Annotated in this window: 30 protein-coding genes and 1 tRNA gene; 18 read left to right on the forward strand and 13 right to left on the reverse strand. The window is 71.6% G+C overall.

All coding sequences use genetic code 11. From position 1 onward, the window contains the following. Nucleotides 1–32 precede the first annotated feature (32 nt). The gene (locus C8N24_RS34480; RefSeq protein ID WP_170179573.1) at nucleotides 33–206 is read right to left on the reverse strand and encodes a hypothetical protein; all 174 of its coding nucleotides are present in this window, start codon (nucleotides 204–206) and stop codon (nucleotides 33–35) included. A 68-nt stretch (nucleotides 207–274) separates the two neighbouring features. Here C8N24_RS34480 and C8N24_RS32135 point away from each other — a divergent pair, with 68 nt between their 5' ends. The 7 genes from C8N24_RS32135 to C8N24_RS32170 all read left to right on the forward strand — a co-directional run bounded on the left by C8N24_RS32135 (nucleotide 275) and on the right by C8N24_RS32170 (nucleotide 5769). Further along, nucleotides 275–760 carry a hypothetical protein gene (locus tag C8N24_RS32135; RefSeq protein WP_121258331.1) on the forward strand — a complete coding sequence of 162 codons (486 nt, stop codon included), beginning with the start codon at nucleotides 275–277 and terminating at the stop codon, nucleotides 758–760. Nucleotides 761–841: 81 nt separating this feature from the next. Next, nucleotides 842–1660 (forward strand): hypothetical protein, encoded by an 819-nt coding sequence (locus C8N24_RS32140; protein ID WP_121258333.1) that lies wholly within the window; start codon nucleotides 842–844, stop codon nucleotides 1658–1660. Nucleotides 1661–2292: 632 nt separating this feature from the next. Next, nucleotides 2293–3411 (forward strand): ABC transporter permease, encoded by a 1119-nt coding sequence (locus C8N24_RS32150; RefSeq protein ID WP_121258337.1) that lies wholly within the window; start codon nucleotides 2293–2295, stop codon nucleotides 3409–3411. Then, entirely contained in the window at nucleotides 3408–4076 is a 669-nt protein-coding gene (locus C8N24_RS32155; RefSeq protein WP_121258339.1) for an ABC transporter ATP-binding protein, read from the forward strand. The genes C8N24_RS32150 and C8N24_RS32155 overlap by 4 nt, the downstream gene beginning before the upstream one ends. Nucleotides 4077–4080: 4 nt before the next feature. After that, complete coding sequence (locus C8N24_RS32160) at nucleotides 4081–4686, forward strand: TetR/AcrR family transcriptional regulator (RefSeq protein WP_121258341.1); 606 nt, start codon at nucleotides 4081–4083, stop codon at nucleotides 4684–4686. Between the two features lie 88 nt (nucleotides 4687–4774). Next, entirely contained in the window at nucleotides 4775–5068 is a 294-nt protein-coding gene (locus tag C8N24_RS32165; protein WP_121258343.1) for a PadR family transcriptional regulator, read from the forward strand. Next, nucleotides 5065–5769, forward strand: coding sequence for a hypothetical protein (locus C8N24_RS32170; protein WP_121258345.1), 705 nt, complete (start codon nucleotides 5065–5067; stop codon nucleotides 5767–5769). The genes C8N24_RS32165 and C8N24_RS32170 overlap by 4 nt, the downstream gene beginning before the upstream one ends. A gap of 286 nt (nucleotides 5770–6055) precedes the next feature. On the opposite strand, the gene C8N24_RS32175 is transcribed toward C8N24_RS32170, so the two are convergent. Then, a complete protein-coding gene (locus C8N24_RS32175; protein ID WP_147448105.1) occupies nucleotides 6056–6433 on the reverse strand; it encodes a hypothetical protein in 378 nt (125 codons plus the stop codon). A gap of 409 nt (nucleotides 6434–6842) precedes the next feature. On the opposite strand from C8N24_RS32175, the gene C8N24_RS32180 reads away from it, so the two are divergent. The 4 genes from C8N24_RS32180 to C8N24_RS32195 all read left to right on the forward strand — a co-directional run bounded on the left by C8N24_RS32180 (nucleotide 6843) and on the right by C8N24_RS32195 (nucleotide 10612). Continuing rightward, nucleotides 6843–7643, forward strand: coding sequence for a hypothetical protein (locus C8N24_RS32180; protein WP_121258349.1), 801 nt, complete (start codon nucleotides 6843–6845; stop codon nucleotides 7641–7643). 121 nt (nucleotides 7644–7764) lie between these two features. Beyond that, complete coding sequence (locus tag C8N24_RS32185) at nucleotides 7765–8322, forward strand: hypothetical protein (protein ID WP_121258351.1); 558 nt, start codon at nucleotides 7765–7767, stop codon at nucleotides 8320–8322. 77 nt (nucleotides 8323–8399) lie between these two features. Continuing rightward, nucleotides 8400–8750: a VanZ family protein gene (locus C8N24_RS32190; protein WP_170179574.1), complete on the forward strand. Its 351-nt coding sequence runs from the start codon at nucleotides 8400–8402 to the stop codon at nucleotides 8748–8750. 143 nt (nucleotides 8751–8893) lie between these two features. Then, a complete protein-coding gene (locus C8N24_RS32195) occupies nucleotides 8894–10612 on the forward strand; it encodes a hypothetical protein (RefSeq protein WP_121258355.1) in 1719 nt (572 codons plus the stop codon). A 207-nt stretch (nucleotides 10613–10819) separates the two neighbouring features. Here the strand turns inward: C8N24_RS32195 and C8N24_RS32200 are convergent, their stop codons facing one another. From C8N24_RS32200 to C8N24_RS32225, 6 genes are all read right to left on the reverse strand, one after another. Beyond that, a complete protein-coding gene (locus C8N24_RS32200; protein WP_121258357.1) occupies nucleotides 10820–11176 on the reverse strand; it encodes a VOC family protein in 357 nt (118 codons plus the stop codon). A 95-nt stretch (nucleotides 11177–11271) separates the two neighbouring features. After that, on the reverse strand, nucleotides 11272–11676 hold the full coding sequence (locus C8N24_RS32205) for a hypothetical protein (RefSeq protein ID WP_121258359.1): 405 nt from the start codon (nucleotides 11674–11676) through the stop codon (nucleotides 11272–11274). 31 nt (nucleotides 11677–11707) lie between these two features. After that, the gene (sigJ, locus tag C8N24_RS32210) at nucleotides 11708–12571 is read right to left on the reverse strand and encodes an RNA polymerase sigma factor SigJ (protein ID WP_121258361.1); all 864 of its coding nucleotides are present in this window, start codon (nucleotides 12569–12571) and stop codon (nucleotides 11708–11710) included. Continuing rightward, a complete protein-coding gene (locus C8N24_RS32215) occupies nucleotides 12568–13215 on the reverse strand; it encodes an FMN-dependent NADH-azoreductase (protein WP_121258363.1) in 648 nt (215 codons plus the stop codon). Before C8N24_RS32215 ends, sigJ begins: the two co-directional genes overlap by 4 nt. A gap of 79 nt (nucleotides 13216–13294) precedes the next feature. Then, the gene (locus C8N24_RS32220) at nucleotides 13295–13759 is read right to left on the reverse strand and encodes an AAA family ATPase (protein ID WP_121258365.1); all 465 of its coding nucleotides are present in this window, start codon (nucleotides 13757–13759) and stop codon (nucleotides 13295–13297) included. Between the two features lie 24 nt (nucleotides 13760–13783). Then, entirely contained in the window at nucleotides 13784–14476 is a 693-nt protein-coding gene (locus C8N24_RS32225; protein WP_121258367.1) for a TetR/AcrR family transcriptional regulator, read from the reverse strand. A 110-nt stretch (nucleotides 14477–14586) separates the two neighbouring features. Here C8N24_RS32225 and C8N24_RS32230 point away from each other — a divergent pair, with 110 nt between their 5' ends. Beyond that, a complete protein-coding gene (locus tag C8N24_RS32230) occupies nucleotides 14587–15405 on the forward strand; it encodes an SDR family oxidoreductase (RefSeq protein ID WP_121258369.1) in 819 nt (272 codons plus the stop codon). 10 nt (nucleotides 15406–15415) lie between these two features. Further along, nucleotides 15416–16243, forward strand: a complete 828-nt coding sequence (locus C8N24_RS32235; RefSeq protein ID WP_121258371.1) for an oxidoreductase — start codon at nucleotides 15416–15418, stop codon at nucleotides 16241–16243. A 54-nt stretch (nucleotides 16244–16297) separates the two neighbouring features. Here the strand turns inward: C8N24_RS32235 and C8N24_RS32240 are convergent. Further along, nucleotides 16298–16370: transfer RNA gene (locus C8N24_RS32240), tRNA-His, on the reverse strand. 85 nt (nucleotides 16371–16455) lie between these two features. Between C8N24_RS32240 and C8N24_RS32245 the strand changes: the two genes are divergently transcribed. Both C8N24_RS32245 and C8N24_RS32250 read left to right on the forward strand, forming a co-directional pair. Further along, complete coding sequence (locus C8N24_RS32245) at nucleotides 16456–17052, forward strand: polysaccharide deacetylase family protein (protein WP_170179575.1); 597 nt, start codon at nucleotides 16456–16458, stop codon at nucleotides 17050–17052. Next, on the forward strand, nucleotides 17049–17960 hold the full coding sequence (locus C8N24_RS32250) for an acyl-CoA dehydrogenase family protein (RefSeq protein WP_121258375.1): 912 nt from the start codon (nucleotides 17049–17051) through the stop codon (nucleotides 17958–17960). The genes C8N24_RS32245 and C8N24_RS32250 overlap by 4 nt, the downstream gene beginning before the upstream one ends. On the opposite strand, the gene C8N24_RS32255 is transcribed toward C8N24_RS32250, so the two are convergent. Then, nucleotides 17957–19471, reverse strand: a complete 1515-nt coding sequence (locus tag C8N24_RS32255; protein WP_121258377.1) for a M28 family metallopeptidase — start codon at nucleotides 19469–19471, stop codon at nucleotides 17957–17959. The genes C8N24_RS32250 and C8N24_RS32255 overlap by 4 nt on opposite strands. Nucleotides 19472–19539: 68 nt before the next feature. On the opposite strand from C8N24_RS32255, the gene C8N24_RS32260 reads away from it, so the two are divergent. The 3 genes from C8N24_RS32260 to C8N24_RS32270 are packed head-to-tail and all read left to right on the forward strand — an operon-like array spanning nucleotide 19540 to nucleotide 22744. Next, nucleotides 19540–20097 carry a class I SAM-dependent DNA methyltransferase gene (locus C8N24_RS32260; protein ID WP_121258379.1) on the forward strand — a complete coding sequence of 186 codons (558 nt, stop codon included), beginning with the start codon at nucleotides 19540–19542 and terminating at the stop codon, nucleotides 20095–20097. After that, nucleotides 20085–21209, forward strand: coding sequence for an NAD(P)/FAD-dependent oxidoreductase (locus C8N24_RS32265; protein ID WP_121258381.1), 1125 nt, complete (start codon nucleotides 20085–20087; stop codon nucleotides 21207–21209). The genes C8N24_RS32260 and C8N24_RS32265 overlap by 13 nt, the downstream gene beginning before the upstream one ends. Further along, on the forward strand, nucleotides 21206–22744 hold the full coding sequence (locus tag C8N24_RS32270; protein ID WP_121258383.1) for a glucosyl-3-phosphoglycerate synthase: 1539 nt from the start codon (nucleotides 21206–21208) through the stop codon (nucleotides 22742–22744). The genes C8N24_RS32265 and C8N24_RS32270 overlap by 4 nt, the downstream gene beginning before the upstream one ends. Here C8N24_RS32270 and C8N24_RS32275 read toward each other — a convergent pair. The 3 genes from C8N24_RS32275 to C8N24_RS32285 are packed head-to-tail and all read right to left on the reverse strand — an operon-like array spanning nucleotide 22692 to nucleotide 25335. Further along, on the reverse strand, nucleotides 22692–23879 hold the full coding sequence (locus C8N24_RS32275; protein WP_121258385.1) for a hypothetical protein: 1188 nt from the start codon (nucleotides 23877–23879) through the stop codon (nucleotides 22692–22694). The two genes, C8N24_RS32270 and C8N24_RS32275, sit on opposite strands and share 53 nt — an antisense overlap. Then, complete coding sequence (locus C8N24_RS32280; RefSeq protein WP_121258387.1) at nucleotides 23876–24487, reverse strand: hypothetical protein; 612 nt, start codon at nucleotides 24485–24487, stop codon at nucleotides 23876–23878. The genes C8N24_RS32275 and C8N24_RS32280 overlap by 4 nt, the downstream gene beginning before the upstream one ends. Continuing rightward, the gene (locus tag C8N24_RS32285; protein ID WP_121258389.1) at nucleotides 24472–25335 is read right to left on the reverse strand and encodes a hypothetical protein; all 864 of its coding nucleotides are present in this window, start codon (nucleotides 25333–25335) and stop codon (nucleotides 24472–24474) included. Before C8N24_RS32285 ends, C8N24_RS32280 begins: the two co-directional genes overlap by 16 nt. Between the last annotated feature and the right edge of the window lie 65 nt (nucleotides 25336–25400).

Here is a 25400-nt window from a genome sequence, read left to right on the forward strand (position 1 = left end):
CGCGGCAACGCCGGCGACGAAGCGGCGCTCGGTCAGAGAACGAGCCCGGCGAGCGCGGCGACCAAGGCACACGCTGCGATCGCGGCCAGCCAACCCCAGTGCACGGGAGGGGTGGTTCCGGTCCTCCGCCGCGCGCGCTCACGCAGGAGCACATACAGCGCGAGAAACGCCGCGATCGAAATCACGATGCTCAGGATCTGCGTCACTCGACACCCGATACCCGGCCGCCGCCGTGGCAGTCTCGACAACGCGCGGTCCGGGTACTCGTTACGCCGTGCAATGGCTCGGGCTGTCGCTGACGATCCTGCTGGCCGCGCTGTTCATCGGTACTTGGGTCTGGACCCTGCGCCGGCACGCGCAAGCAGGCGGGATGTTCGACTGGGCCCGGCCGCGAGTCGCCCGGCTGGAGCTCCCGTGTTCGGCCGAAGGCACACGTGAGCTGATCTACGACGGGCTGCTGGACGCGCTCGGCACGAGAACGCCTCGACGCAAGAAGCACCGCGATGACTTCAGGATCGTCTCGCACCTGGATGGGGACTTCGGTCCCGGGTCCGCGCGATTCCGGTTCGAGCTCGAACCGGTGTCGGACTCCCGGACGCGGCTGACGATCTCCCTGGCGTCCCAATCGCACGGTGGCGAGACCGGCGCCCCGGACCCGGCTGAAGCGCCGGCGCGTGTGCGTCAAGTCGACCGCCTGGCGACGTGGATCGCCGAGCACGGACGAGGGGAACTGCTCGAGACTCGCTGGGGCCGCCCGTGATCGCCATCGTGTCGCGCCAGCCGGCCCGACCCGCCGGCTGCCTGGTCGCTGCGCAGTCAGGAGTCCTGTAGTGTCCCGGACATGGCGCGATGGCTCCCTCTCTTCGTCGTGGCCCTCACGTTCGCATGTGCGAGCCCGGCCAGCGCCGACGAGCAGGTCGCGTCCGGCGGAGCCGTCACCGCCACCTTCTCGTTCGACGTCGACGACGAGACCGGATACAGCGACCTGCGACTCACGATCTCGCGCGGCGGCGCGATGCTCTACGACGCGCCGGTGAGCGCGGAGAACTGCGAGGAACCGGGGTGCCGGCCTGGCAATTTCGAGGACGACTCGGTTGCGGTCGCCGATCTCGACGGCGACTCAGAGCCGGAGGTCGTGCTCAGCCTCTACTGGGGCGGTGCGCACTGCTGCACCATCGTCCAGGTCTTCAGCTTCGACGGCGGCAGCTATCGAGTGGCCGAGCGCAATCTCGGCAACCCCGGCTTCCGTCTGGACGACGTCGATGACGACGGCACCACCGAAGCCGTGACCAACGACGATCGCTTCGCCTACCGCTACACCGCCTACGCCTTCTCGATCTTGCCCGTCCAGGTACTCGCCTGGGACGGACGACGGTGGCACGACGACACGTCCACGCACATGGATCTCGTCCGAAGCGACCTACGCCGCACCTGGCGACTGCTCAAGAGCGCCCGACGCCACGACTACGAGACGCGCGGGGCGGCAGCCGCCTGGGCCGCCAACCGGTATCGCCTCGGCAAACGCCGCGGCACGCTGAGATCGCTGCGGCGCATGGCCCGCGCGGGAAAGCTGGAAGGCTTCCCGCCTCGCAGCCCCAGCACGTTCGTGGCCGAACTCGACCGGTTCCTGGTTCGCTCCGGCTACACCGGGCGCGGCTGATCCACACCTCGCGTGGGCGTAGCGCGCTCGTCGATGAGCAACGCCTCCGGCACGCCCGGTACGGCGACTTGTAGTGTGCGGAGCCGCCCCGTGAAGCAACTCCTCGTCCTCGCCACCGCCCTCGCATTGGGCGCCTGCGGCGGCGACGTCCCGCGAGGGTGCACTCTCAAGGACTGCGTCAGCGGAGCGACCGTGCTGCTGCCTCGCGTGGACGCTCCCGACGGCGAGACGCTCGCCGTACGGGTCTGCGCAGACGGGCGGTGCCAGGACGGCCAGATGCAGCCGGCTTCGAGCTCGGACTTGCAGGCAGACGTCGCGGTCCCGCTCGAGGGCGGAGCGGTCGAGCTCGAGATCACCGTGCGCGACGAGCGCGGCATGCTGGTGGCTCGAGGCCGAGGCGCTGCGACCGTCCATGTGACCTACCTGAACGGACCCGACTGCCCGCCCGTCTGCCGTCGCGTCCGAGTCCGCTTGGCCGACGGGCAACTTGTGACCGCTTAGAGGCGCTGTGCGCGAGACGAGCAGGAAGAGCGGCGCGCGCCCAGGCGTCGACGCTGTGCGGCGACGAGCCGACACCATGTCGGTATCTTTGTCGACATGCTGTCGATTCGATTTGTGTCGGGCTAGGGCACGTGTTCCTCGCGCTGCGAGATCTGTCCTTCGCCCGCGGCCGTTTCGCGCTGATGGGGTTGGTGGTGACGCTGATCGCGTTCCTGACCGTGCTGCTCAGCGGCTTGTCGGTCGGGCTGGTCAACGACGGCGTCTCGGGGCTGCAACGGATGCCGGTGACCGCGTTCGCCTTCCAAGCGGATGTCGCCAAGGACTCGGCGTTCTCTCGTAGTGCCGTGGATCTCGACCGGGTCGGCGTGTGGGCACGCCGGCCCGGGGTCACCGCCGCGGCTCCATTCGGCAACACCCTGGTCAACGCGCGTAGCAATAAAGGCGTCGAGATCGACCTCGCGCTGTTCGGCGTTCAGACGGGTTCGTTCCTGGACCCCGACGTCGGCCGCGGCTCACGCCTGGCAGGCGACCGTGAAGTCGTGATCTCGAGGACGGCGGCCGAGCAGGGCGTCGAGATCGGCGACACCCTCACCCTGGAGCCCGCGGGCACCGCCTTGAACGTCGTCGGGGTGCTGGCCGACCAACACACGTTCGGACACGTCGACGTCGCCTATCTGCCGCTGTCGAGCTGGCAAGAGATCGCCGGCGGCGTGCGTCCCGGCGACGAGGTACCTGAGCACGTGTACTCGCAGGCCACCGCGGTGGCGATCCGCGGCGATACCGACCTCGCCGCCGGAGACCGAGTGGCGGGAACGAGCGCGATGACGCTGAAGGACGCATTCGGCGCGTCGCCGGGCTACACCGCCGAGACCTCCACCTTGCTGCTCATCCAGGTCTTCCTCTACGCGATCTCGGCCCTCGTCGTGGGCGCCTTCTTCACGGTCCTGACGATCCAGCGCAAGCACGAGCTCGCGGTGATCCGTGCCCTGGGAGCGAGCACCGGCTACCTGTTGCGCGACAGCATCCTGCAGTCCCTCGTGTTGCTCGTGGTCTCCGCCGGCGCCGGGCTCGGGCTGGGGGTGCTGGCGGGCGCAGCGCTGTCATCCACACCGATGCCGTTCGCGCTGGAGGCCGGCCCGATCGCGGCGGCCACGGCGCTGCTCCTCGCCCTCGGACTCGCCGGCGCCGCGGTCGCCGTCGTACGCGTAGCCCGGGTCGACCCGCTGATCGCCCTGGGAGCCAACCGATGACCGCCGTGTCGCTCAACGCCGTCACGCTGCTCTACGGCGACGGAGCGGAGACGGTCACCGCGCTCGATCACGTCGACCTCGAGGTCGAGCCGGGTGAACTCGTGGCCGTGGTCGGGCCGTCCGGCTCCGGGAAGTCGAGCCTGCTCGCCGTCGCCGGGGCGCTGACCGCCCCCAGCTCTGGCTCCGTGCGCATCGGGGACGTCGACCTCATCGGGCTACCGCCCCGCCAGGCCGCCGCGATCCGGCGTCAGCGGATCGGGTTCGTCTTCCAGAGCGCGAACCTCATCCCCGCGCTGACCTGCCTCGACCAGGTCCGGCTACCGCTCACGTTCGGCAAGTTCTCGGACCCGCGCGACCCGCGTGAGCTGCTCGCCGAGGTCGGCATGGAGCACAAGGCCGACCGCCGACCGCACCAGCTCTCCGGAGGTGAGCGCCAGCGCGTCGGCATCGCGCGCGCCCTTGTCGCCCGCCCCCGGCTGCTGCTCGTCGACGAACCCACGGCGGCACTGGACCGCCAGCGCAGCCAGGAGGTCGTCGCGCTCTTGGCCCGCGAGGCGCACGATCACGGCGTCGGCACCATCATGGTCACCCACGACCATGATGTCCTCCACCACTGCGACCGAACGCTCGAGATGACCGACGGACGACTCGAACCGCTGACCTGACGTCGTGCCGCGCATCCGAGCCGCCACCGTCGTCGAGCACCACGCACTCCAGCGCCGCGCACTGCTGGACGCCGCGCGCGCCCTGCTGGCCGAGACGCCGCAGAAGCCGTCGATGGGCACGGTCGGTCGACGGGCAGGGCTGGCCCGCAGCAGCGTCTACCAGTACTTCGCGTCGAGCGACGAGTTGCTCGCCGGCCTCATCGCGGAGATCTTCCCTGACTGGGCCCGACAGGTCCTGAACCGCATGGACGCCGCGACCGGACCCGGGGAACGCGTCTGGGCCTACGTCGAAGCCAACGTGGACCTGTTCGCCAGCTCCGAGCGCGCCGTCGCCCGGGCACTGAGGGAGGTCGTCGAGCCCCACGTCCTGCAAGGACCGATGGAGGACTTCCACCGCCAGCTCCAAGTCCCGCTGCGCCAAGCGCTGACCGACTTCGGCGAACCCGAGCCCGAAGCAATGGCCGAGCACATCGACTCGCTGATCATGCAGGCCTCCCGTGGGCTCACCGCCGACGAGCGATCCGAGACCTCAGCTACGCGGGACGTCGTCCTCGGCCGACTTCGTCGCCTTCTCGGCGGCTTCCTGGGTCTGGACCCGAATCACGGATGAACCGGCGCGCGACGCAGCTCCCTTCCGTGGCGCTGCGTCCCCCGGTTCGTTCAGTACCAACGGAACTCTATATAGGTAGAGTTCGGTCATGGCCCGCCGTTTCTCACCCCAGACGATCGCGGTGCTGGCCGCACTCGCCGGCCGCCCACAAGAGTGGCGTTACGGGTATGAGCTCGGCAAGGACGTCGATCTCCGGGCCGGGACCCTGTACCCCATCCTGATGCGGCTGACCAACCGCGGGTTGCTCGAGACCACGTGGGAGGTCGACCCGCCGCCCGGCCGTCCGCCGCGGCACCTGTATCGGCTCAGCGCGGCGGGCGCGTCCGTGGCCAGCGAGGCCGCGGCGCTCCCACTCCCGCGACCGATCGCGAGGCCGGCGTGACCGTCCGCGTGCTCGCGCTGCTGGTCCGGCTGCTTGCACGTGACGGCTGGGGCCGCGCGATGCTCGCCGAAGTCGCGGCGCTCGAGGAGCCCCGGGCGCAGCGACGCTTCGCCCTCGGGTGCGTCGGCGCGTTGCTCACCCGCTCTGCGTCGTGGCTGCGGATCAGCGGGGTGCTCCTCGTGGCCGCAGTCCCGACGTTGCTCTTCGCCGGTCCCGGAGGAAGCGGTGACGTAGCCGGGCTGGCGATCGCCGGCACCGCGATCGCGGTGTGCCTGGTCGCCGTCGTGCACGTCGAGCAGATGCCGGTCGTCGCCCGGGCGGCGTGTGCCGGAGGATGCCTCTGGTGGGCCGGTCTTCTCGCGTCGGAGGCCGTGCGTTCGCATCCGCAGTGGGCGCTCGCGCTCCTCGCCGCGTGCGTGGCGGCCGCCGCCTGGCGCGGTGGGTTGCTCGCGGCCCTCGGCGCCGCATTCGTCACCTGCTTGGCGATCTTCGTCGTCGCCGTCGGGACCTACGCCGTGCTCCCACAACTGGCGCCGGCGGTAGCGCCCGCCAACGCAGTCCACCCCGTGATCGAGAACCAGATCGAGTCCACCGACCCGTACGTCGGAGAGCTGTTGCTGGCAGCGCTGTTCGGGATCGTGTTGATCGCAGCGATCCGCACGACCGCCGGCCCGATGGCCCAGCCCCCGAGAAACAGATAGTCGACATCCAGCCCCGGCGCCGAGCGCCACGACCGGGGCTTGGCGAGGCGGCCTGCATGCACGCCACGCATCGCTGAACGGAACAAGCGACTACGGCTCAGCGCGGCATCTTGTTGTCGAGCCGCTTGTGTGCCAGCCGCCGAGCCTTGGCTTCCTGACGCTTGATTGCTTGTTCGCCCGCCCCGTCTCGCCGGTGCGCGCGACGCTCGGCCCTCCGGTCCCTAAGCCCCTGTGCCCACTTGCTGATCGCGCCCATGCTCGCCTCGCTTGCCGTCGTTGGACGAACCTACGCCCGGTCCCACAGAGGAGTCAACCGATCCACGCGGGTGAGGGACGGAAGCGATGCCGTTCCACTGTCCGCGCACACCGACGGCGCAGCGCCTGTCCGCGAATAGCGCAACCGTCGAGGCCGACTCTCCTCGACGACATGAAACCCCTGCATGCCCATCCGAAGGACCATCTCTCGTTGGGCCAAAGCAAAGGCGGACGAACAGGACGCGCGCGCGGCGCCGACGACCACCCAGCGCACCACGCCCCGAACGGTCCGAAGATCGCCCTTGAGCTCGTCTTGGTCGGCAATCTCATCTCCGGGCAACGGCCCGACAAGGCCGAAGTAGATCAGCACTCGCCGGCGAACGCCGCTGCGCGGGACCGCGTCAGGCATGCCGCTGTACATACCCCGAACACCACGCTGGGACTGTTCCGGCGACGGGATGTTCGGGCCCGGGTTGCGTCGACGACTTCCGGAGGTAACCCACGCGTCAGCGTGGTCGTTCGCGGGCTTCGTCCGGGCGCGTCACGCCGCACGCCGGGGTAGACGCTCGTGGGTCCTGGGACCGGACCCTGGTGTTCGCGGGTAGCTCAAGAGCAGGCCCCACCTTGGCTCAGCCGCCGTCGCGAGACCCTGCGCCGTCTCAGGCGCTGGCCGCGTGAGCGCGTGTATGGAAGACCGACCCGAGGACTGCCGCAACGCACGCCAGCATGCACCCGCGGGCAATCACGGCAAAGGGTCAACACCTCCGAGTTCGTCAAGACCGGGATAGGCGAACCGCTGCGCCTGCGAGGATTCGTACGTGATCCTTCTCCGCGGGCTCGTCACTCGTTGGCTGACTGACGACCCCCAACCGGGGCTGGTGGAGATCCAATTCGATGACGTCGATGGACGCGCTCACCGTTTCGTCGAGAAGTCCGCGGTCATCGACAGTGTCGGCGCGGTCCACCCGGGCGCCGACTATCCCATCGCCATCGGGATTGCCTGCCGGCCTCACGACCAGCGCTACCGCCCCGACAAGGACGACCCGATCAACTCGGTCGACCTGTCGCCGTGGGGCGTGGGCGACGAGGGAGCTCTGTACTCGGTCGACCGGGAAGCCCTGGCCTGGGCGCCTCCGGCGACGTACTCGGACCTCTCGGTTGTGGCCCGGCAGGCGGTGGCGCTCGTGACGTTCCGCCGCTGGCGGGCGACGGTCGGGTTGGTGGCACCCGAGCTCGATGCGCTCGAGCAGCACCTCTGGCGTTTCGCCACCGTCGTTCCCGAGACCTTCGACGCCTGGTACGAGGCTGACGGCCTCATGACGTTGGAACCGTCCGACCCGCTTCCCGCTCGCCTCCGCGGCGCGATCGAGAGTGCCGGCTCGGACCCGGGCCACGTCAGGTCGGCGATCGACGCGCTGGTCGAGATCACCTACGGCGGGTTATTCGGCGGGATCCAGAGCGGATCCTCGCTCGAGCAGTTGAACACGGTGGTCGAGTTCGCCGCGCGTCAAGGCATCACGCCGGCGCCCGCGGACCCGTTCATCGACAGTCTCTGGATCGACGATGACTGGGGCCGTCCAAGCGCCACGCTCGTCAGCCAGTGGCGCGACGTCGACTAGGTCGCCGGTCTGCGGTTTCCCGCGAGCGATCCGCGCGCTTCTCCGGACCGTGCAGGCCCCGCAGTTCCCGACACTGATCTCAGCTACCAACCACCGCAGTTGAGAGAAGGGGTGAAGGGCCATGAGGAAGCTCTTCCAGTACGGCGGAATCGCCGCCAGCGCAATCTTGATCGCCTTCGGCATCGGCGCCATCTACATGGGTGTCGACGGCCGCGGCTACGTCCGGGACAACCTGGCCGCCGAGAAGATCGTCGGCACCGAGGACTCGACGATCCCCGGCCAGCTGGTCGACACCGGCGCCGAGGCGCAGGCCTTCGCCAAGGTCATGCGCACACACACGCTCGAGTCCACGGGCGGCAAGACCTACAGCGAGATGGGCCGCTTCCTCACCGCCGACGGCAAGGACACCAACGACGAGGCCGCGGCCGCCAAGGACCAGGCCGGCAAGCCCGTCGAGAACGGGCTCCGCAACCTGTGGGTGACCGAGACCGCCCTCACGACCGCGCTGAACACCGCGTACTTCGCCGAGCAGGTGTCCCTCTTCGCGATCGTCATGGGCGTCGCGATGCTCCTGGCCGGCGCGGGCTTCGGCGTCCTGAGCTTCAAGGCCCTCGCTCCCGCCGCGCAACGTGAAGGGACCAAGGCGCGGGCGGGCACGGCTGCGGTGACCTCCGCCTGACCTGCACGAGTTCCCCTCCGCACACACCGCCGCTCCGGCCTGGCCGGGGCGGCGGTCGTCGTTTAATGGCGGCCCGAATGCAGACGCTCGCGCGGTTCGGGCCGCCGCTGCTCCTCATGGCCGTGATCTTCGGCCTGTCCGCACAGCCGAGTCTGGGCACCGGCCTCGGCACCTGGGACACGATCCTGCGCAAAGGCGCGCACATGACCGAGTTCGGCCTGCTCTGGTGGCTGTGGTGGCGCGCCTTCGGCTACCGGCGGGCGGCGGTCGCCGTCGTGATCACGCTGGTGTACGCGGCCAGCGACGAGCTCCACCAGCGGTTCGTGGACGGTCGTCACGGCTCGCCGGTGGACTGGTTGATCGACGCGGCCGGCGTGGCCGTGGCGATCGCGCTGACCCGGCGCTTCCGGGCGCGCGCGTCGCGATGATTCTTTTTCGTCCAGAGGGCTCAAGGTCTTGCCGAACGCTGCCGATAAGACCGCGAAAATCCCTCCCCGAGCCCGCTCCGCCGTCTCTATCGCGCGCCCCTCAACCCTCCTGAGAGCCCCTTTTGCGATCACCACTCCCCCACTTGCGTGCCCTCCTCCTCGCCGTGCTGGCCGCGCTGGCGATCACGCTGGTCCCGTCGGCCGCGGCCCAGGCCGCGCCGTGCCCGGCGCTGGCGGACGTGAGCCATCCGTTCGCGCCCGCGTACGCACCGGACTCGCTCCCCGACTTCAAGCAGTACTGCACCGCCCCGGGCTACGAGCTCACCGCGGGCGACCAGGAGCGCATCCTCGCCGAACACGTGCGCGCGACGTTCGTGACGGAGGCCGAGGGCCGCGTCGCGTGTGCGCCTGAGAACGACTGCGACTTCTCCGACAACGTCGACTGGGTCGGGACCCAGTTCAACTACCCGTCGGGTCCGACGCAGATCACCTACTACACCGATCCCGCAGCGTTCCCGGGGCATCAGAACCTCGCCTGCTCCTATGAGGCCACGATCACCGGACTCACCGGTGCCGGCAACTACACGATCCAGGACCTCTCCTCGTCGTGCGACTACTACATCCCCGCCGCGACCCAGGCGTGGACGTGGGCGGGCCCGAAGCTGCCGGCGACCGCCCGGGCCCAGAAGTGGGAGACCTGCGCGCCGTCCGAGTGCGAGGACTTCCCGGTCCGGCACGTCGGCACCGCCGAGAAGGCCGCCGCCGAGGAGTACGCCAAGCCGCACTGGATCGCCAACGTCCAGCCCTGGGACGCCTCCACGTACTACGCGGGCAGCGTGAAGTCCACCGGCTCGCCCGGCAACTGGACCGTCTACGTCAACGTCTATCGCGACCAGTACAACTGCGAGTACCGGGCGACCGTCACCGGCAACGAGGCCGACCCGACCGTGACCCCGGTCGGCAGCCCCGTCTGCGCCACCGCCGTCGACGAGTTCTGCTCCCGCTACCTCACCAACGAGGGCCAGATCCTCGGCATGGAGGGTGCGCTCGTCCCGTCGCCTCCAAGCACCGACTGGCTGACCCGTGACGGCTTCGCCTTCACCCTCGTCGACGCCAACCCGTGCGTCTCCAGCGACCCGATGATCCGCAGCACCGCCGAGTACATCAGCACCGTCGAGAACCGGGCGGACTTCTCGAGCCGCGCCACGTCCGCCGGCGCCCGCAAGAGCGGCAGCGGGTTCCACTTCTCCGGCACCACCGCCACCTACAAGGACGCCAACGACCTCTGGCACCTGACCACCGTCTCCTACATCCGCCCGGAGAACGGCAACTACGCGGACCTCGGCTACTACTGCGTCTACACCGGCACCTTCTCGGGCGATTACGCGACCGGCATCTACACCCGCACCGGCACCCCGTCGTGCGGCTACTACGCCAACACCGTCCCCGCGCTGAGCGCCTGGCAGGACTCCGAGCCGCCCGCCGGGCTCGCGCTCCCGCCCAACGCCCAGTGGCGCGGCACCTTCATCGCCCGCACCTACCCCTGGGAGCACATCTGGTCCAAGGGCGAGGCCGAGGAGCTCGCGCTCGTCAACGTCGCCTGGCCGGCCTGGAACGCCGACTGGGGTTCCACCCACGGCCAGTACGCCTCCTACAACACCACCGACACGCTCTACAGCATCGGCAGCACCAAGACCAGCGGCCGCGTCAACGACTGGACGGTCTACGTGAGCATCGTGAAGGACACCGGGTCGGGCACGAGCTTCAGCTGCGAGTACAAGGTCCGGGCGTACGTGGACCCGGTCACCGACATCCGCCAGACGACCGCTCTGTCGAGCCCGGTCTGCGGCACCAACTCCTAGGGCGCCACCGCGTTCACCCGCACGGGGGATGCCGCCGCACGCGGCTCCCCCGCGCGCCTTAGCTTCGACCCAGGACCATGCCCGGGTATGGTGCGGCGCCCTCTCGGGGGCGCCGCCGGCCACCTTGCCCCCGTGGTCGTCCTCTCAACTTGCGCGTCGTCGAGATGGTGCGCGCGGGCCGCACCTTCGCCTCATGCACCGCCCGCTTCAGCGCGCGGAGACCTCGAACAGCACCCCGTCGACAGCGGTGAAGTAGAAGCCGTAGGTTCCGCGCATCCGGCGCGGCGCCCTGGGCACATCGAGTCCGGCCGCGGTGAGGCGGGCGTACTCGACGTCCACCGCTTCCTCGTCGTCGACGAGGAAGCCGACGTGGAACCCGCTCGGGTAGTGCGGTGCGGACTCGCGCGCCCGCATCAGCACGAGCACGAATCCGTCGGCCCCGTCGAGAACGGTGAGCCCGGGGTGCCGGGTCCGGACCGAGAACGGGAAGTACGTCGTGAACCACGTCTGGGCGGCGTCCAGGTCGGACACGACGAGGTTGAGGTGATTCAGGCAAACGGGCATGGCAAAGCCGTCCTTGCCGCCCGTCGTGTGGGTGTGCGCGCCCGTTCTGCGGCGTACTTCTGAGGCTGCGCTGCGGCTGAGGTTAGCTCAACGGGTCACAGCAGCGCAGCGGCGCACACGACCTGCGCGGTCCAGGCGATCGTGCGGAGCCAGTTCGCGCGGACGAGCCGGCTGATCGCCCGCTGGCCCGCCTGACGTTCGAGTCGGCCGTGCAGGGGCGCGAAGACGAGGCCCGTCAGCACGAACACGCCCACAGCGAGCGCCGCGTTCAAGGCGCTCAAGCGCGAAGGCTCCTGGAGCGCGAGGACGATGGCGACGCCGACGCTCGACAGCATCAGCGGCGCCGCCACCCACGTGATCCGACGGCGATGCTCGGCGCCATAGGGCTGCCACTCGCTCGCCCCGACCAGCGCGAAGAGCGGGTAGAGCACGAGCTGCACGGTCCAGATCAAGCCGGCGAGCGCGGCCGCCAGGACGAGGTTGGTCAGCTCCCAGCTCACACGGCTGATACGCCTCCACGCCGCGTTCGGCTCAGCCGCCCTCGACGCTTCCGAGCTTCTCCGGGTTGCGGATGATGTGGACGCGCGTGATGTGCCCGTCCCGCACGCTGATGGACAGCACGGTGAGCGTTCCGTCGCGCGCATCGCGGGCGATGAGCCCGGCGCGACCGTTGACCGTGACCGGGCGCAGCGTCAGCGGGTTGTGGTCGCGCGAGGCGATCAGCGCGCGCGCCACCCGGTCGGCGCCGAGCAGCGGCGTGCGCGACGCGTTGACGATCCCGCCGCCGTCGCTGACCATCACCACGTCGGGATCCAGGAGCGCGACGAGGTCGCGTACGTCGCCGCCCTCCAGCGCGGAGGTGAACGCGCTGAAGACCTCCCGGTGCTCCTCCGGCGACGGGTCGAAGCGGGCGCCCTCGCTCTCGACGTGCCGGCGGGCGCGCGACGCCAGTTGACGAACCGCGGCCTCGCCCCGCCCGACGACCCGGCCGACCTCGCCGAAGGAGTATCCGAACACGTCATGCAGGACGAACGCGGTCCGCTCGGCCGGAGAGAGCTTCTCCAGCACCACGAGCAGTGCCAGCGAGATGCTCTCGTCGAGGGTGAGTCGGTCCTCCGGCGTCAGCCCGTCGACGACGGGTTCGGGCAGCCACGGGCCAACGTACGTCTCCCGGCGCATACGCGCGCTGCCCAGGACGTCGAGTGCGCGTCGGGCGACGACCTGCGCCAGGTAGGCGCGCAGGTCGTCGATCTCGGAACGCTCCACGCGTTGGAGCCGGAACCACGCGTCCTGCACGACGTCCTCGGCGTCGACCAGCGAGCCGAGCACGCCGTACGCCACGCGACGCAGGTACGGTCGCAGCTGCTCGAACTCCGCCGCCAGCGGCTCGCTCACGCGGCCATCCGCATGGTCGTCCAGAGGCCGTCGATCTCCGCCTCGGCAGCCGCCATCGACGCATCGCGCACGGGCTCCAGCCCTTCGGTGGCCGGCACCAGCCCGGCCCAGCGCAGATCGGCGAAGATGAACCGCGGCTCCAGGCCGGTCATCGACAGGCCGTACCCCAGCCACGCGGACGCGTGATCCCAGCCCTCCTTCGGCGTGCCGGGCCCGAACCCGCCGCCACGGGCGCTGATCACGATCAGCTCACGGCCGCCCAGCAGCCCTCGGCCGGTGGTCATGCTGAAGGTCACGTCCGGGATGATCAGATGGTCCACCCACGCTTTCACCGAGCTCGGTGCAGCGAAGTTGTACAACGGCATCCCGAGCAGCAGCACGTCGGCGGCCTCGACCTCAGCCGCGAGTTCCAGGCCGAGACGCCACGAAGCGGATTGCGCCTCGGTGTGCTCGCTCAGGGCGACGTGACGCGCTGCGCCACCCGCGCTGTCGAAGTGCGGGATCGGGTTGGCGCCAAGGTCGCGATAGGTCACCGTGCCGACGGGGTTCGCGGCGAGCCAGCGGTCACGTGCGCGAGCCGTGAGGCGCCGGCTGGTCGACGCGTCGCCTTGGATGGAGCTGTCGATGTGCAAGAGGTGGGCCATGGTCGTTCGTCTCCCGGATTCGGTGCTGTCGCGGGGGTGACGACGCGGACGAACGAGATGTGACACGCGAGCCGGGGATCTAGGGCGCGGCGCCGGCGCGTACGTGGCGCAGCACCGCGTCGGCGACGTCCGCGGGCGATGCCGTCGTGTCGACGATCAGGTCGGCGGAGCGCCGCAGCAGCGGCTCGACGGTCGCGAGGTCGTCGAGGACCTGGGCTCGCTCGGATGCGTTCCGGCCATACGGGTTCGAGCGTCTCTCGCGCAGACGTTCGACGAGCAGTGCCTCCGGGGCGGTCAGGAGCACGCGCACGTCGAACGTCAGCTGCGCCTGCTCCTCCGAGCAGCCGGCGAAGAAGAGCAGGCCGTGGTCGTGCCGCTCGAGCAGATCACGCACCGGCTGAAGTCGCCAGCCCCAGCGGCCGTCGGCGCGCGGCTCGCTGAAGCCGTCGTCATCGGCGTCGTAGGCCGTGTGGCCACGCCGCCGGAGCTCCTGCACGAGCGTCGACTTCCCCACGCCGGACATGCCGGTCAGCAGCACCCGCACGAACCGCAGCGTAGGCCCTCGCGGTCACGGTGCGGCCCAGTCCACGTCGATGGCGGCGAGCAGGCCGGCGAGGAACGTGCCGACGGTGGCGTTCAGCGCCGTGGGGAACGAGGTGACGAAGAAGGACAGGTCCGGTTCCCGGTCCAGTGCGGCACGCACCGTCGGAGCCGGGTGGCTCTGCGTCCAGATGGCGCCGGCGAGCATGACGATGGTCCTCGCGGCTTGCGTCGATCGCCGCTCGTCGAGCTCTGGGAGCGCGCGTCGCAGCAGCTCCGCGAGAGCGAGGAGGTTCTCGCGCGCGCTGAACTTGAACTGGGTCGCGACCTCGACGGACACGTTGCGCTCGAGCACCCCCGCCTGAGCGCTGAGGAGCTCGCACAGCATCGGCTGGGCGTCGAAGCACTCGGTGATCGCGGCGGAGACCGCCCGGCATCGCTCGGATGCGGAGCGCGACGCGTCGAGACGTGACGGGAGCGCGACCCGCAACTCCTCGAGGAACCGCTGCGCGAGCCGGTTGAGCAGCTCCAGCAGGACGGCTTCAAGCGTTTCGAAGTACCGGACCACGTTGGACTTCGCGAGCCCGACCCGGCGGCTGAGCTCTCTCAACGTGAGCTCGGACACCGACATCTCCTCGAGCATCGCCGTCGCCGCCCGGAGGATGTCCTCCTGTCGTTGCCGTCGCTGGTCCGCGGTACGGGCGCGCTGGAAGCCATCCACGCCCCGAAGATTACAGGACAGCGTCCTCTTGATAAGGAGACGGCGGCCTGTTAATTTCAGGACGCCGGTCTTTTATTCCGTTCGTCTGTCTCCCCATCACGGAGGTCCACATGTCATCGAGGGTCCTGATCACCGGAGCAGGAAGCGGCTTCGGCCGCGGCACCGCGCTGGAGTTGGCCCGTCGCGGCCACTCGGTCATCGCGGGCGTGCAGATCGCGCCGCAGGCGACCGAGCTGGCCGCGGAAGCGGCCACCGCCGGAGTCGAGCTCGACATCCAGGTGCTCGACACCACCGACGACCGCGACCGGACGAACGTCTTCGCCCGGGAGGTCGACGTCCTGATCAACAACGCGGGCGTGATGGAGGCCGGCCCGGTCGCGGAGATCCCGATGGACCGGGTTCGCCGCAACTACGAGGTCAACGTGTTCGGAACGCTGGCGATGTGCCAGGGGTTCGCGCCCCAGATGGTCCGTCGGGGAAGCGGCAGGATCATCAACGTCACGTCGATGGGTGGGCTGATCACGGTGCCGTTCGCCGCGATCTACACGTCGACCAAGCACGCGCTGGAAAGCCTCACCGAAGGCCTCAAAGACGAGCTGGCCGGGACGGGCGTGGACGTCTGCACCGTCAACCCCGGCCTGTTCGGCACCGGCTTCAACGACCGGGGAGCGGAGACGATGACGCGCTGGTTCGACCCGGCCCGGACGCTGTCCCGGCCGGAGCTGCTCGCGGGGTTGGGTGGCGCGCTCGCCACTCAGCTCGATCCGCAACTCGTCGTCGACGCGCTCGTCGGCATCGTCGAGGAGGACTCGCCGAGCTTCCGCAACGTGCTCCCGGAGCAGATCGTCCCGTGGATCCGGGCGATCCAGGAGCGCGCTTGGACCGCCCGTGGCGGCGACCCCCTGTTCATCGACCCCGCCCGGTCCTGAGGACAGGACCGTGCATCCGAAGATCGCGCTGGTCACCGGCGCTTCGTCAGGCATCGGCGAGACCACCGCTCGTCACCTGCTGGCGGCCGGCTTCGTCGTCTACGGCGCCGCCCGGCGCATCGACCGGATGGCCGACCTCGCCGCCGCCGGCATGCACACGCTGGCGCTCGACGTGACGGACGAGGCCTCCGTTGCCGACGCCGTCGCCCACGTCCTTGCCGAGCAGGGCCGCATCGACGTGCTGGTCAACAACGCCGGCTACGGCTCGTACGGAGCGCTGGAGGACGTGCCCATGCGCGAAGCCCGGGCCCAGGTCGACGTGAACCTGTTCGGGCTCGCCCACCTGACGCAGCTCGTGTTGCCCGCGATGCGAGCCCAAGGCAGCGGAACGATCATCAACATCGCGTCGATGGGCGGGCAGTTCGCCACCCCGCTGGGAGCCTGGTACCACGCCAGCAAGTTCGCCGTCGAGGGGCTCAGCGACGCACTGCGCCTGGAACTGCGGGCGTTCGGGATCGACGTCGTGGTCATCGAGCCCGGCTCGATCCGCACCGAATGGGGCGCGATCGCCGCCGACAAGCTGCGAGCGACCTCGGGACAAGGGCCGTACCGCGAGCTGGCGATGGCCGTCGCCACCTCCCTCGAGCACAGCTCCCAGGCCGACGCGCGGTTGACCTCGCCTCCAGAGGTGATCGCCAGGGCGGTGACGAAGGCGGCCAGCGCTCGCCGTCCCCGGACGCGCTACCGCGTCGGGTTCGGGGCCAGGCCGCTGGTGCTGCTCAGCCGGATCCTGCCGGCGCGAACCTTCGACCGCCTCATCACCCGTGCCGCGAGCTAGTCGCCGAACCGCGTCAAACGAAGAAAGCCGCGCATCTGCGCGGCCTTCTTGAGGGGTGAGCGACGGGACTCGAACCCGCGACCGCTCGGACCACAACCGAGAGCTCTACCAACTGAGCTACGCCCACCAAGCGCGAAGCAGTCTAGCGGCGTCCGCGCGGCGCTCTCGGGGAGTGGCGGCGTCGCGAAACCCGATCGCCTATCTTCGGCGGCGTGTTGGCGCTGACGTTCGACGATGGACCGGACCCGCGCGGGACGCCGGCGGTGCTGGACGCGCTCGCCGAGGCCGGCGTGAAGGCGACGTTCTTCGTGCTCGCCGAGCGGGTCCAGGCGCACCCGGAGCTGTTCGCCCGCGTGCGTGCGGACGGACACGACGTGCAGATCCATGGATACGCGCACCTGCGGCATCCGTACACACCGCGTGAGGATGTGGAAGACGACATCGACCGGGCGCTGACGGTGGTCCCCGGAGTGACGAAGTGGCGGATCCCGTGGGGGCATCTGGCCGCGTACACGCAGGAGCTGGCCGCGCGGCGCGAGCTGCAGATCGTCGGGTGGGACGCGGACACGCACGACTGGCGTGGGGACAGCGCCGAGGAGATGCTCGCGCGGCTCGAAGCCGGGCTCGAACCGGGCAGCATCGTGCTCGCCCATGACGGCGTCGGGACCGGCGCGCGTCGCCAGGACGCGCGGGAGACGGCGAAGCTGATCGGGCCGTTGGTCGCGTCCGCGCGCACGCGCGGACTCGAACCCGGGCCGCTGCGCGAGGAGTGGCCGGTGCCGATCCCGCTGGGGAACCCGAACCTGTGAGCGACGTCCTCGAAGCGATCGCGGCGAACGCCGCGCACCTCGACGCGCAGCCCGCGTTCCCGACCGCGGCGATGGAAGGACTGACGCAGCTCGAAGCGCCCGCGTCCAGGGCCGACGAGTGGGCTCTCGTGCGGCAGGTCGCCAAGGCGGACGGCTCTGTGGGCCGGATCTTCGAGGGCCACCTGAACGCGCAGGAGCGGCTGCGGCTCGACGGGATCGACCCGGAGAACCACTGGCTCGGCGTGTGGGGTGCGGACCCAGCGCCCGGCGAGGGCGAGCCGGCCGACATCCGCGACGACCGCCTCCACGGCACGAAGGTGTTCTGCTCGGGCGCGGGTGGGCTCACGCGCGCGCTCGTGATCGCCACGGGCACGTTGGTCTACGTGGACCTGTCCGACCCCGACCGGGTCGAGGTGGATCGGTCGTGGTACCGGGGGCAGGGCATGCGGGCGTCCGAGTCGCACCGCGTGCACTTCCACGGCGTGCCGATCCTGGCGACGCTCACGCCGCTGACGACGGAGCCGTACCTGAGCGGCGACGCCATCCGCACGGCGGCCGCGTGGGCGGGGATCGTGGACAGCGGCGTCGAGTCGGCCCTGCAGCAGCTGCGCGCGGACGACTTGAAGGCGCACGCGGCGGGCCGGATGGTGGTCGCGCAGCAGACGATCGACCGCTGGTTCGAGTACGCGGCGACCGCGCCGGACCTCACGCAGGTGTCGATCCCGCTGCGGCAGGCGGTCGCCGACGCCGGCGCGACGGCCTTCAGGCACGCCGCGCGGGCCGCCGGGTCACGCCCGTTCGCGACGGGCACGGCGCTCGACCGTGCCCGTCGTGACTTCGAGCTGTTCGTGCTCCAGCATCGCCTCGATCCGCTCGTGGCGAGGCTGGGACGCGAGCGGATCGGCTAGTCCGAGGCGTGGTTGCCGTCGAACCGCTTGGCCTTGGACTTGTCGCGGGCGGCCTTGCGGGAGCCGTCGGGGAACAGGCCGGTCTTGGACGTCGCGAGCGTGAGCGTGGCGTGCGCCGCCGCGTCGCTCATCTCGTTCAGGGCGTTCACGTTGAGGTTGTTCATCGTGTCGCAGGCCTGGTGGTAGCAGGGGTCGTAGGCGAGCCCCGCCGTGCCGCCGAAGATCGCGGCCTGCTCGGGGGTCTTGATGCCCTCGGCGCCCGTGAACAGGCCACCGGCGGGGATGCCCACCGCGATGAACGGGCCGTAGTCCGAGCGGCCGGAGAACTCCGTCGGCTCGGACGCGAGGCCCTGGCCGGCGAAGTAGCGCGTGAACACCGACTCGATCTCGCCCGAGCCGGGAGGACCGGCGACCGGGGTGTCGCTGCCGTCGCCGTCGTAGACGAAGCGCACGTAGTTGGGCGAGCCGACCATGTCGAAGTTCAGGTTCGCGTAGATCTGCGTGAGCTTCTCGGCGGGCAACGTCGTGACGTAGTGCTCGGAGCCGAGCAGGCCGGACTCCTCGGCGCCCCAGAACGCGAAGCGCACGGCGCGGCGCGGCTTGACCTTCTGCTCGCTCATCGCCTCGGCGATCTCGAGGATGGTCGCGCTGCCCGAGCCGTTGTCGTTGATCCCGGGGCCCTCGATCACGGAGTCCAGGTGCGCGCCGACGACGACCGTCTGGTCGGCGTTGCCGGCCTTGGTGTCCGCGAGCAGGTTCTTGGTCTGGCGCGTCTCGGACTCCGTCGACGTGGTCACCTCGACGGTGACGTCCGCCCCGCCGCGCAACTGCAGCGCGAGCGCCGAGCCGTCGTCGTAGGTCAGGCCGACCGTCGGCAGCGTCTTCGGGGCGCCGAGCGTGCCGGCCATCAGCCCCGTGCGACCCGGCTGGCCCTCGTTGAAGATGATCACGGCCTTCGCGCCGGCGGCGGCCGCGTTGTCGACCTTGACGCCGAAGTCACAGCCACCGCGCTGGATGAGCGCGACGTTGCCCGTGGTGAAGCCCGCGAAGTCCGCGGCCTCGCAGCCCGCGGTGGAGCTCGGCTCGGGCGTCGGCGGCACGAGGTTGTCCTTGACCTCCTGCAGCTTCGCCGTGACCGTGCCGGAGCCGGAGTACTCGAAGGTCTCCGTCTCGTAGTCCTTCGCGGTCGGCGACACCTGCGACAGCGACGCCGGCCCGAGCTCGCGGAAGAACGCGAAGTCGAACGACTGCTCGGTGACCTTGTAGCCGGCCTTCTGCAGTCGCTGCTTGGCGTACGCCACCGACGCGTCGTAGCCCGGCGTGCCCGAGGCCCGCGTGCCGCCGTTGGCGTTCGCGATCCCCTGGAACGCCCGCTCATGCTGCAGGATCCCGTTGACCGTGACCGCGTCACGCAGCTTCTTCGAGTTGACCTCGTCGATGCCGAAGGCCGTCGACGGAAGGCACAGCGAAGCCGTGAGCGCGCCCAGAGCGAGCGCTCTCCGATGAGACATTTCCTCAATCTCCCGTTTGAGGGTGTGTACCTACGCGCCGCGAACACCCCTGCCCACGACGCTGAAAGATGAGAGTAGTGCGAGAACGCGTCCGTCCCGAGTTCTTCGACGATCTCTACGCGTCGAATCCCGATCCGTGGGACTTCCAGACGAGCCCGTACGAGACGGCGAAGTACGCGGCCACGATCGCCGCGCTCGAAGGCCGCCGCTTCAAGAACACCCTGGAAATCGGCTGCTCGATCGGGGTCCTCACCCAGCAGCTCAAGCACTGGACGGACGAGCTGCTGGCGATCGACGTGAGCGCCGCCGCACTCGACGGTGCGCGTGCCCGAAATCCCGGCGTCGACTTCCAGCGACGGGAGATCCCAGAGGACTACCCGGACGGCGACTTCGACCTCGTCGTCGCCTCCGAGGTGCTCTATTACCTCGACCGCCCCGCATTGCGTGACACGATCGAGCGCTTTGCGGGCACACTGCTCGCTGTGCACTGGCGCGGCCCCACCGAGCGATACCCGTTCACGGGTGACGAGGTCCACGCGCAGCTGAGCGAGCGCTTCGGCGCACCGGCCTACAGCGCGTGGACGGACAAGTACGCCCTCGACCGGTGGGACGCATGCGGCTCGTGATCGTCGGCGGCGGGCCCGCCGGGCTCGCCGCCGCCCGCGGCTACCGGGACGCCGGAGGCACCGGCGACGTCACGCTGCTCACGCCCGAGCTCGTCCTCCCCTACCAGCGCCCACCGCTGTCGAAGGACTTCCTGCGCGGCGAGGTCGACGACAGCGACCTGCCGATCGAGGCCGAAGCCTGGTACGCCGAGCACGGCGTGACCGTCCGCCTCGGCGCCGAGGTCGCGACGCTCGACGCGGCCTCGAAGACGCTCACGCTCGGCTCGGGCGAGACGCTGAGCTACGACGCGTGCGTGCTGGCCACCGGCGCGGAGCCGTCCATCCTGCCCGTCCCCGGCGCGACCGAGGACTGGGTGCTGGTGCTCCGCACGCTCGCGACCGCCCGCGTGCTCCGCGACCGTGCCGAGCAGGCGGAGACCGGGCTCGTCGTCGGGTCCGGCTTCATCGGCTGCGAGGTGGCCGCCTCGCTCGCCATGCGCGGCGTCGCCGTCACGCTCGCCAGCGACGAGGACATCCCGCACGCCTCGCGCCTCGGCGAGGAGGCCGGGCGCCGGATCCAGGGCTGGCTCGAGGACCTGGGCGTGACGCTGCGGCTCGGGCAGCCGGTCGAGGCGCTGTCCGAGGACGCCGCCGACCTGATCCTGATGGCCGCCGGCGTGACGCCCCGGGCGGGGCTCGCCGAGACCGCCGGGCTGGACACCCGCGACGGGCGGATCGTCGTCGACGAGCGCATGCGCACGTCCGCCGAGCACGTCTACGCGGCCGGCGACGTCGCGTTCGCCCGCAACGCGGCCGCCGGCCGGCACCTGGCCGTGGAGCACTGGGGCGAAGCGCTCAACATGGGCGAGATCGCCGGGCGGACGATCGCCGGCGACGCGGAGGCGCAGTGGGACGTCGCCCCCGGCTTCTGGTCGACGATCGGCACGCACACGCTCAAGTACGTCGCGTGGGGCGACGGGTTCGACGAAGCGCGGCTGGTCGAGCACGGCGGCGGCGCCTGGACGATCTGGTACGGGACCGAGGGCCGTACCGTCGGCGTGCTCACCCATGAACGCGACGACGACTACGAGACCGGACGCCAGCTGATCGAGGCGGGCGCCCCGCTGCCTTGACGGGGTTGCGCGCGTGCGTCGTCGTCCCGGCGCACAACGAAGAAGCGCTGGTCGGCGCCTGCATCGCGGCGCTGGCCGATCAGCGGGGCGTCGCGCGCGAGGCGTACGAGGTCATCCTCGTGCTGGACCGCTGCACGGACGCGACGGCCGAGCGGGCGCGCGCCGCGGCGGGCGACACCACCCTCCATGTGATCGACGCGATCGGCACCGGGGTCGGCCACGCGCGCCGCACGGGCATGGACCTCGCCGCCGGCCGGCTCCCCCACGACGGGCTGATCGCGACCACCGACGCCGACTCCACCCCCGCGCCCGACTGGCTCGCCACGCAGCTGCAGGCGGTGACGGACGGCGCCCGCGCGATCGGCGGGCGGGTCGAGATCGGCGACCATGACGTCCCGGACGCCGCGCTCGCGCGCCGGCAGGCCGAGATCCCGCGCCGGCACGCCGCGCTGACCGGCGAGGGCGCGCGCGAGCACCACCAGTTCTCGGGTGCGTCGCTCGCCGTCACGGTCGACACGTACGTGCAGGTCGGCGCGCTCGAGCCGCGTGACGCGCTGGAGGACGAGGGCTTCGAGCGCACGCTGCACCGCCACGGCATCCCGATCGAGCGGCTCGCCGCGGTGCGGGTCACGACCTCCGGCCGCCGGATCGGACGGGCGCCGCGCGGGCTCGCCGTCGACCTGCGCCGCAACGCCTGGCTGGACGAGCGCAGCTTCCACCACGCCGCCTTCACGGTCGACGCGCTGCTCGCCGCCAAGCGGCAGACGATCAGCCTCATCCTGCCCACGCGCAACGTGGAGGGCACGCTCGGCCGGATCCTCGACACGATCCCGCGCGCGCTCGTCGACGAGCTGCTCGTGGTCGACGGGCACTCGACGGACGGCACGATCGACATCGCGACCGAGCGTGGCGTCCGCGCCGTCACCCAGCCCGCGACCGGCAAGGGCGACGCGATGTGGCACGGCCTCGCGCACACCACCGGCGAGCTGGTCGTCTATCTGGACGCGGACACGGAGGACTTCACCGAGGCGTTCGTGCTCGGGATGCTCGGACCGCTGCTGACGGCGCCCGTCGACTTCGTCAAAGGTCACTTCCGGCGCCCGTTCAAGCACGGCGACGCGACCCGGCCGGACGAGGGCGGCCGCGTCACCGAGCTGCTCGCGCGTCCGTACCTGAACCTGCACTTCCCGCCGCTGGCCGTGTTCCGGCAGCCGCTCGCGGGTGAGATCGGGGCGACGCGCGCGCTGCTGGAGTCGATCCCGTTCCCGATGGGCTACGGCGTCGAGATCGCGATGCTGATCGACAGCTACCGCGCGGTCGGCCTGGAGCGGATGGCCCAGGTGGACCTCGGCACGCGCCAGAACCGCCACCAGTCGCTGGCGGACCTGTCGAAGATGGCGCTCGAGGTGCTCACGGCCGCCGAGCGACGCACCCACGGCGACGTCACCCCGGGCGCGCTGCTCGTGCCCGCCGCCGGCGACTTCACCTTGAAGACGCCGGTGACCGAGGAGCGCCCGCCGCTGAACGGGCGGTGAGGCCGGGCGGCGGCGCATCCCAGCGGGGTTCCGCGGGGCGGGTGCGCGCGGGCGGTGGAGGCTCGGCCGGGCGGACGGGTCGGGCCGGCGCGGTCCGCCAGCGGCGTGCCAGCAGCACGAGCACGGCTGCGAGCGCCAGCAACAGCAGGATGAGCGGCCATCGCCCGCCGGACGTGTCGCCGGGCGCTGGCGCCTGCTCCGGCGTGCCGACCGCCGATTCCTGGAGCGGCTTGCGGACGACGGCGCCGACCGCGGCCGAGAGCCGCGCGTCGGTGGCCTGCGCGGCGCGGCGGGCCGCGCGCAGGTGCGGCGCCGACGGCCCGGTGATGGCCCGCGCGAGCGCCCGGTAGGCGCCGGCCGTCGCGAGCAGCTCCCGCACGAGCGGCTCGCCCGCCGTCCCCGCGACCGGGCGCAAGGCGTCGGCGGCGTCGGCGTGCGCGTCCGCGAGCCGGAGGGCCGTCGCGTGTTGGGCCGCGCGGCGGTGGGTGGTGCCGAGGGCGGCGCGTTCGTCGCGACGTGCGCGGTCCAGGCGGGCGAGGGTCCGCGGGAGCTGCAGCTGCAGCGCCACGTCGGGCGCCGGGACGAGCGTCGGTGCGTCACCGACCGTCAGGGAGCCGATCCCGCCGGCGCACCACAGCATCGAGCCGGCGTCGTCGATCGGGGACACGCACGCGACGTTGACCACGTGCTCGCGGGCGGGCACCACGGTCACGTCGAGCGTCTCGTCGCCCTTGCGGTCGACCAGCCCCGTGTACTCCCAAGCGGCGTGCCCGGCCACGTCGACGCTGCGCGGCCGCGGCGAGCGATCGCGGATCCGGGTGCGGAACGACCGGCCGATCAGCGATGGCCGGTCCGCCGGCTCGACCGTCACGAGCACCCGTTGCGGCAGCGGCGGAGCCGGTGCCAGCACGACCGACGTCCGGCCGGTGCGCACTGTCTGCCAGGCGCGCGGGACCTCGAGCCGCGCCGGCCCCGCGCTGACGACGCGCATCGCCACCGGCGGCTCCGGCTCCGGCCCCGCGGCCAGGGCGCGCACGAGCAGACCGCCGGCGAGGCCGAGCGCGAGCGCCGCAGCGCACGCCGCGGCGACTGACGCCGAGCGCCGGCCCGTCCGGGTGCGCCGGGACCCGCTCATCCCGACGAGTCGAAGCCGCCGGAGGAATCGAAGTCGGGCTGCGCCGGGCGCGGCGCCGCCGTGCGCACCGGCGCGGGTCGAGGCGCGACGGTCGCGGCGGGCGCGGGCCGGGGCGCGACGGTCGCCGCCGGCGCGACGGGCGTGCCGGCCGGCGTGGGCGAGGCGGTCACGACCGGGCGCGGCTGCGCGGCCCGCGGTCGGGCGGCCGGCCGGCGAGCCGCGCGCGACGTCGCGCGACGCCGCGCCGCGACCGTGAGCCGCGGAAGCGCCGCAACCGGGCTGAGCCCGGCCGGCGAGGACGTCGCCGCCACGACCGCGTCGGCGCCCACTCCGGCGCCTTCGCCCGAGGCCGCCGCCGCACGCCCGGCCCGACCGCCCGCCGCCGCGTCTTCGCCTGACGTCGCCGCCGCCCGTCCGGTTCGACCGCCCGCCGTCGCGTCTTCGCCCGGCGCCGCCGGCGCCCGCCCGGCGCCCGTGGCGGGCTCGTCGCCCGGCGTGGTGGACGTGACGTTCAGCGCCACGACGAAGCCGAGCACCGCGAGCACGATCAGCACCGCCGCGAGCGGGGCGCCGGCCGGTTCGCCCTGGCGGGTCAGGGCGCCGGGCATCGGACGGCTCGCCGGGCTCCGGGTGGCAGGCAACGGTCGGTGCGCTTCGGCTCGTCGTCGCGCCGGATGACGATCAGCGTCGACTTCCCGATGAAGCCGGGCTTGGTGACGCGGATCTCGAGCCGCGTACCGGCGCGCAGCGCGCGCTCGAACGGGCGCAGGCGGCCGGTCGGCTTGGGCGCCGTGTAGGTCCGGACCGGGCAGTCGGCGCCGCGGCAGCGGACGCGAACCTGCGAGCCCCGGGGCGCGCGCACGCTCAGCAGCGTCACCCGCGCACCGCCGGCGATCAGCAGGCCCTTGACCCGGACGACCGGGAACGGGCTCAGGCGCGGAGGCGGCGCCGGGGCGGGGACGACCGTGGGCGCGGGCGTCGGCACGGCCGCCGGGGCGACGATCGTCGGCGCGGCCGTGGCGGGAGGCGTCGGGACCGGCGTCGCGGTCCCCACCGGCGTCGCGGTCGGGACGGGCGGCGGCGGAGGCGGAACGGGCGTCGCGGTCGGGGTGGGCGTCGGCGGCGGTGCGGCCGCCACGGGCGCCGTCGGGTCCGAGCGCTTCTCCACATAGCCCTCGGTGTTGGTCACCCGCAGCCGGACGCGCAGCACCGAGCCGACGTCCGCCTGCACCGGCCGGTACGTGGCGCTCGTCGCGCGGGCGACGACGTCACAGGACCCGGTCGTCTTGGCGCAGCGCAGCCAGGCCCAGACCGCGGTCGGCGTGGGGTCGCCCTGCCAGGTCGCCGTCGCCGTGAGCTGCGCTCCCACGCGCGGGGTGCCCGTGATCGTCGGCCCGGTGGCGATGACCGGCACGCTGGCGGCCTCGGCCACGCCGGGCAGCAGCGTCGCCCCCACCAACACCCACGAACACCACCGGACTGCTCGACCCGCGTCCATCGGCGCCATCCTCCTCCGGTGGA

The organism is Solirubrobacter pauli, from assembly GCF_003633755.1.
GTDB lineage: Bacteria > Actinomycetota > Thermoleophilia > Solirubrobacterales > Solirubrobacteraceae > Solirubrobacter > Solirubrobacter pauli.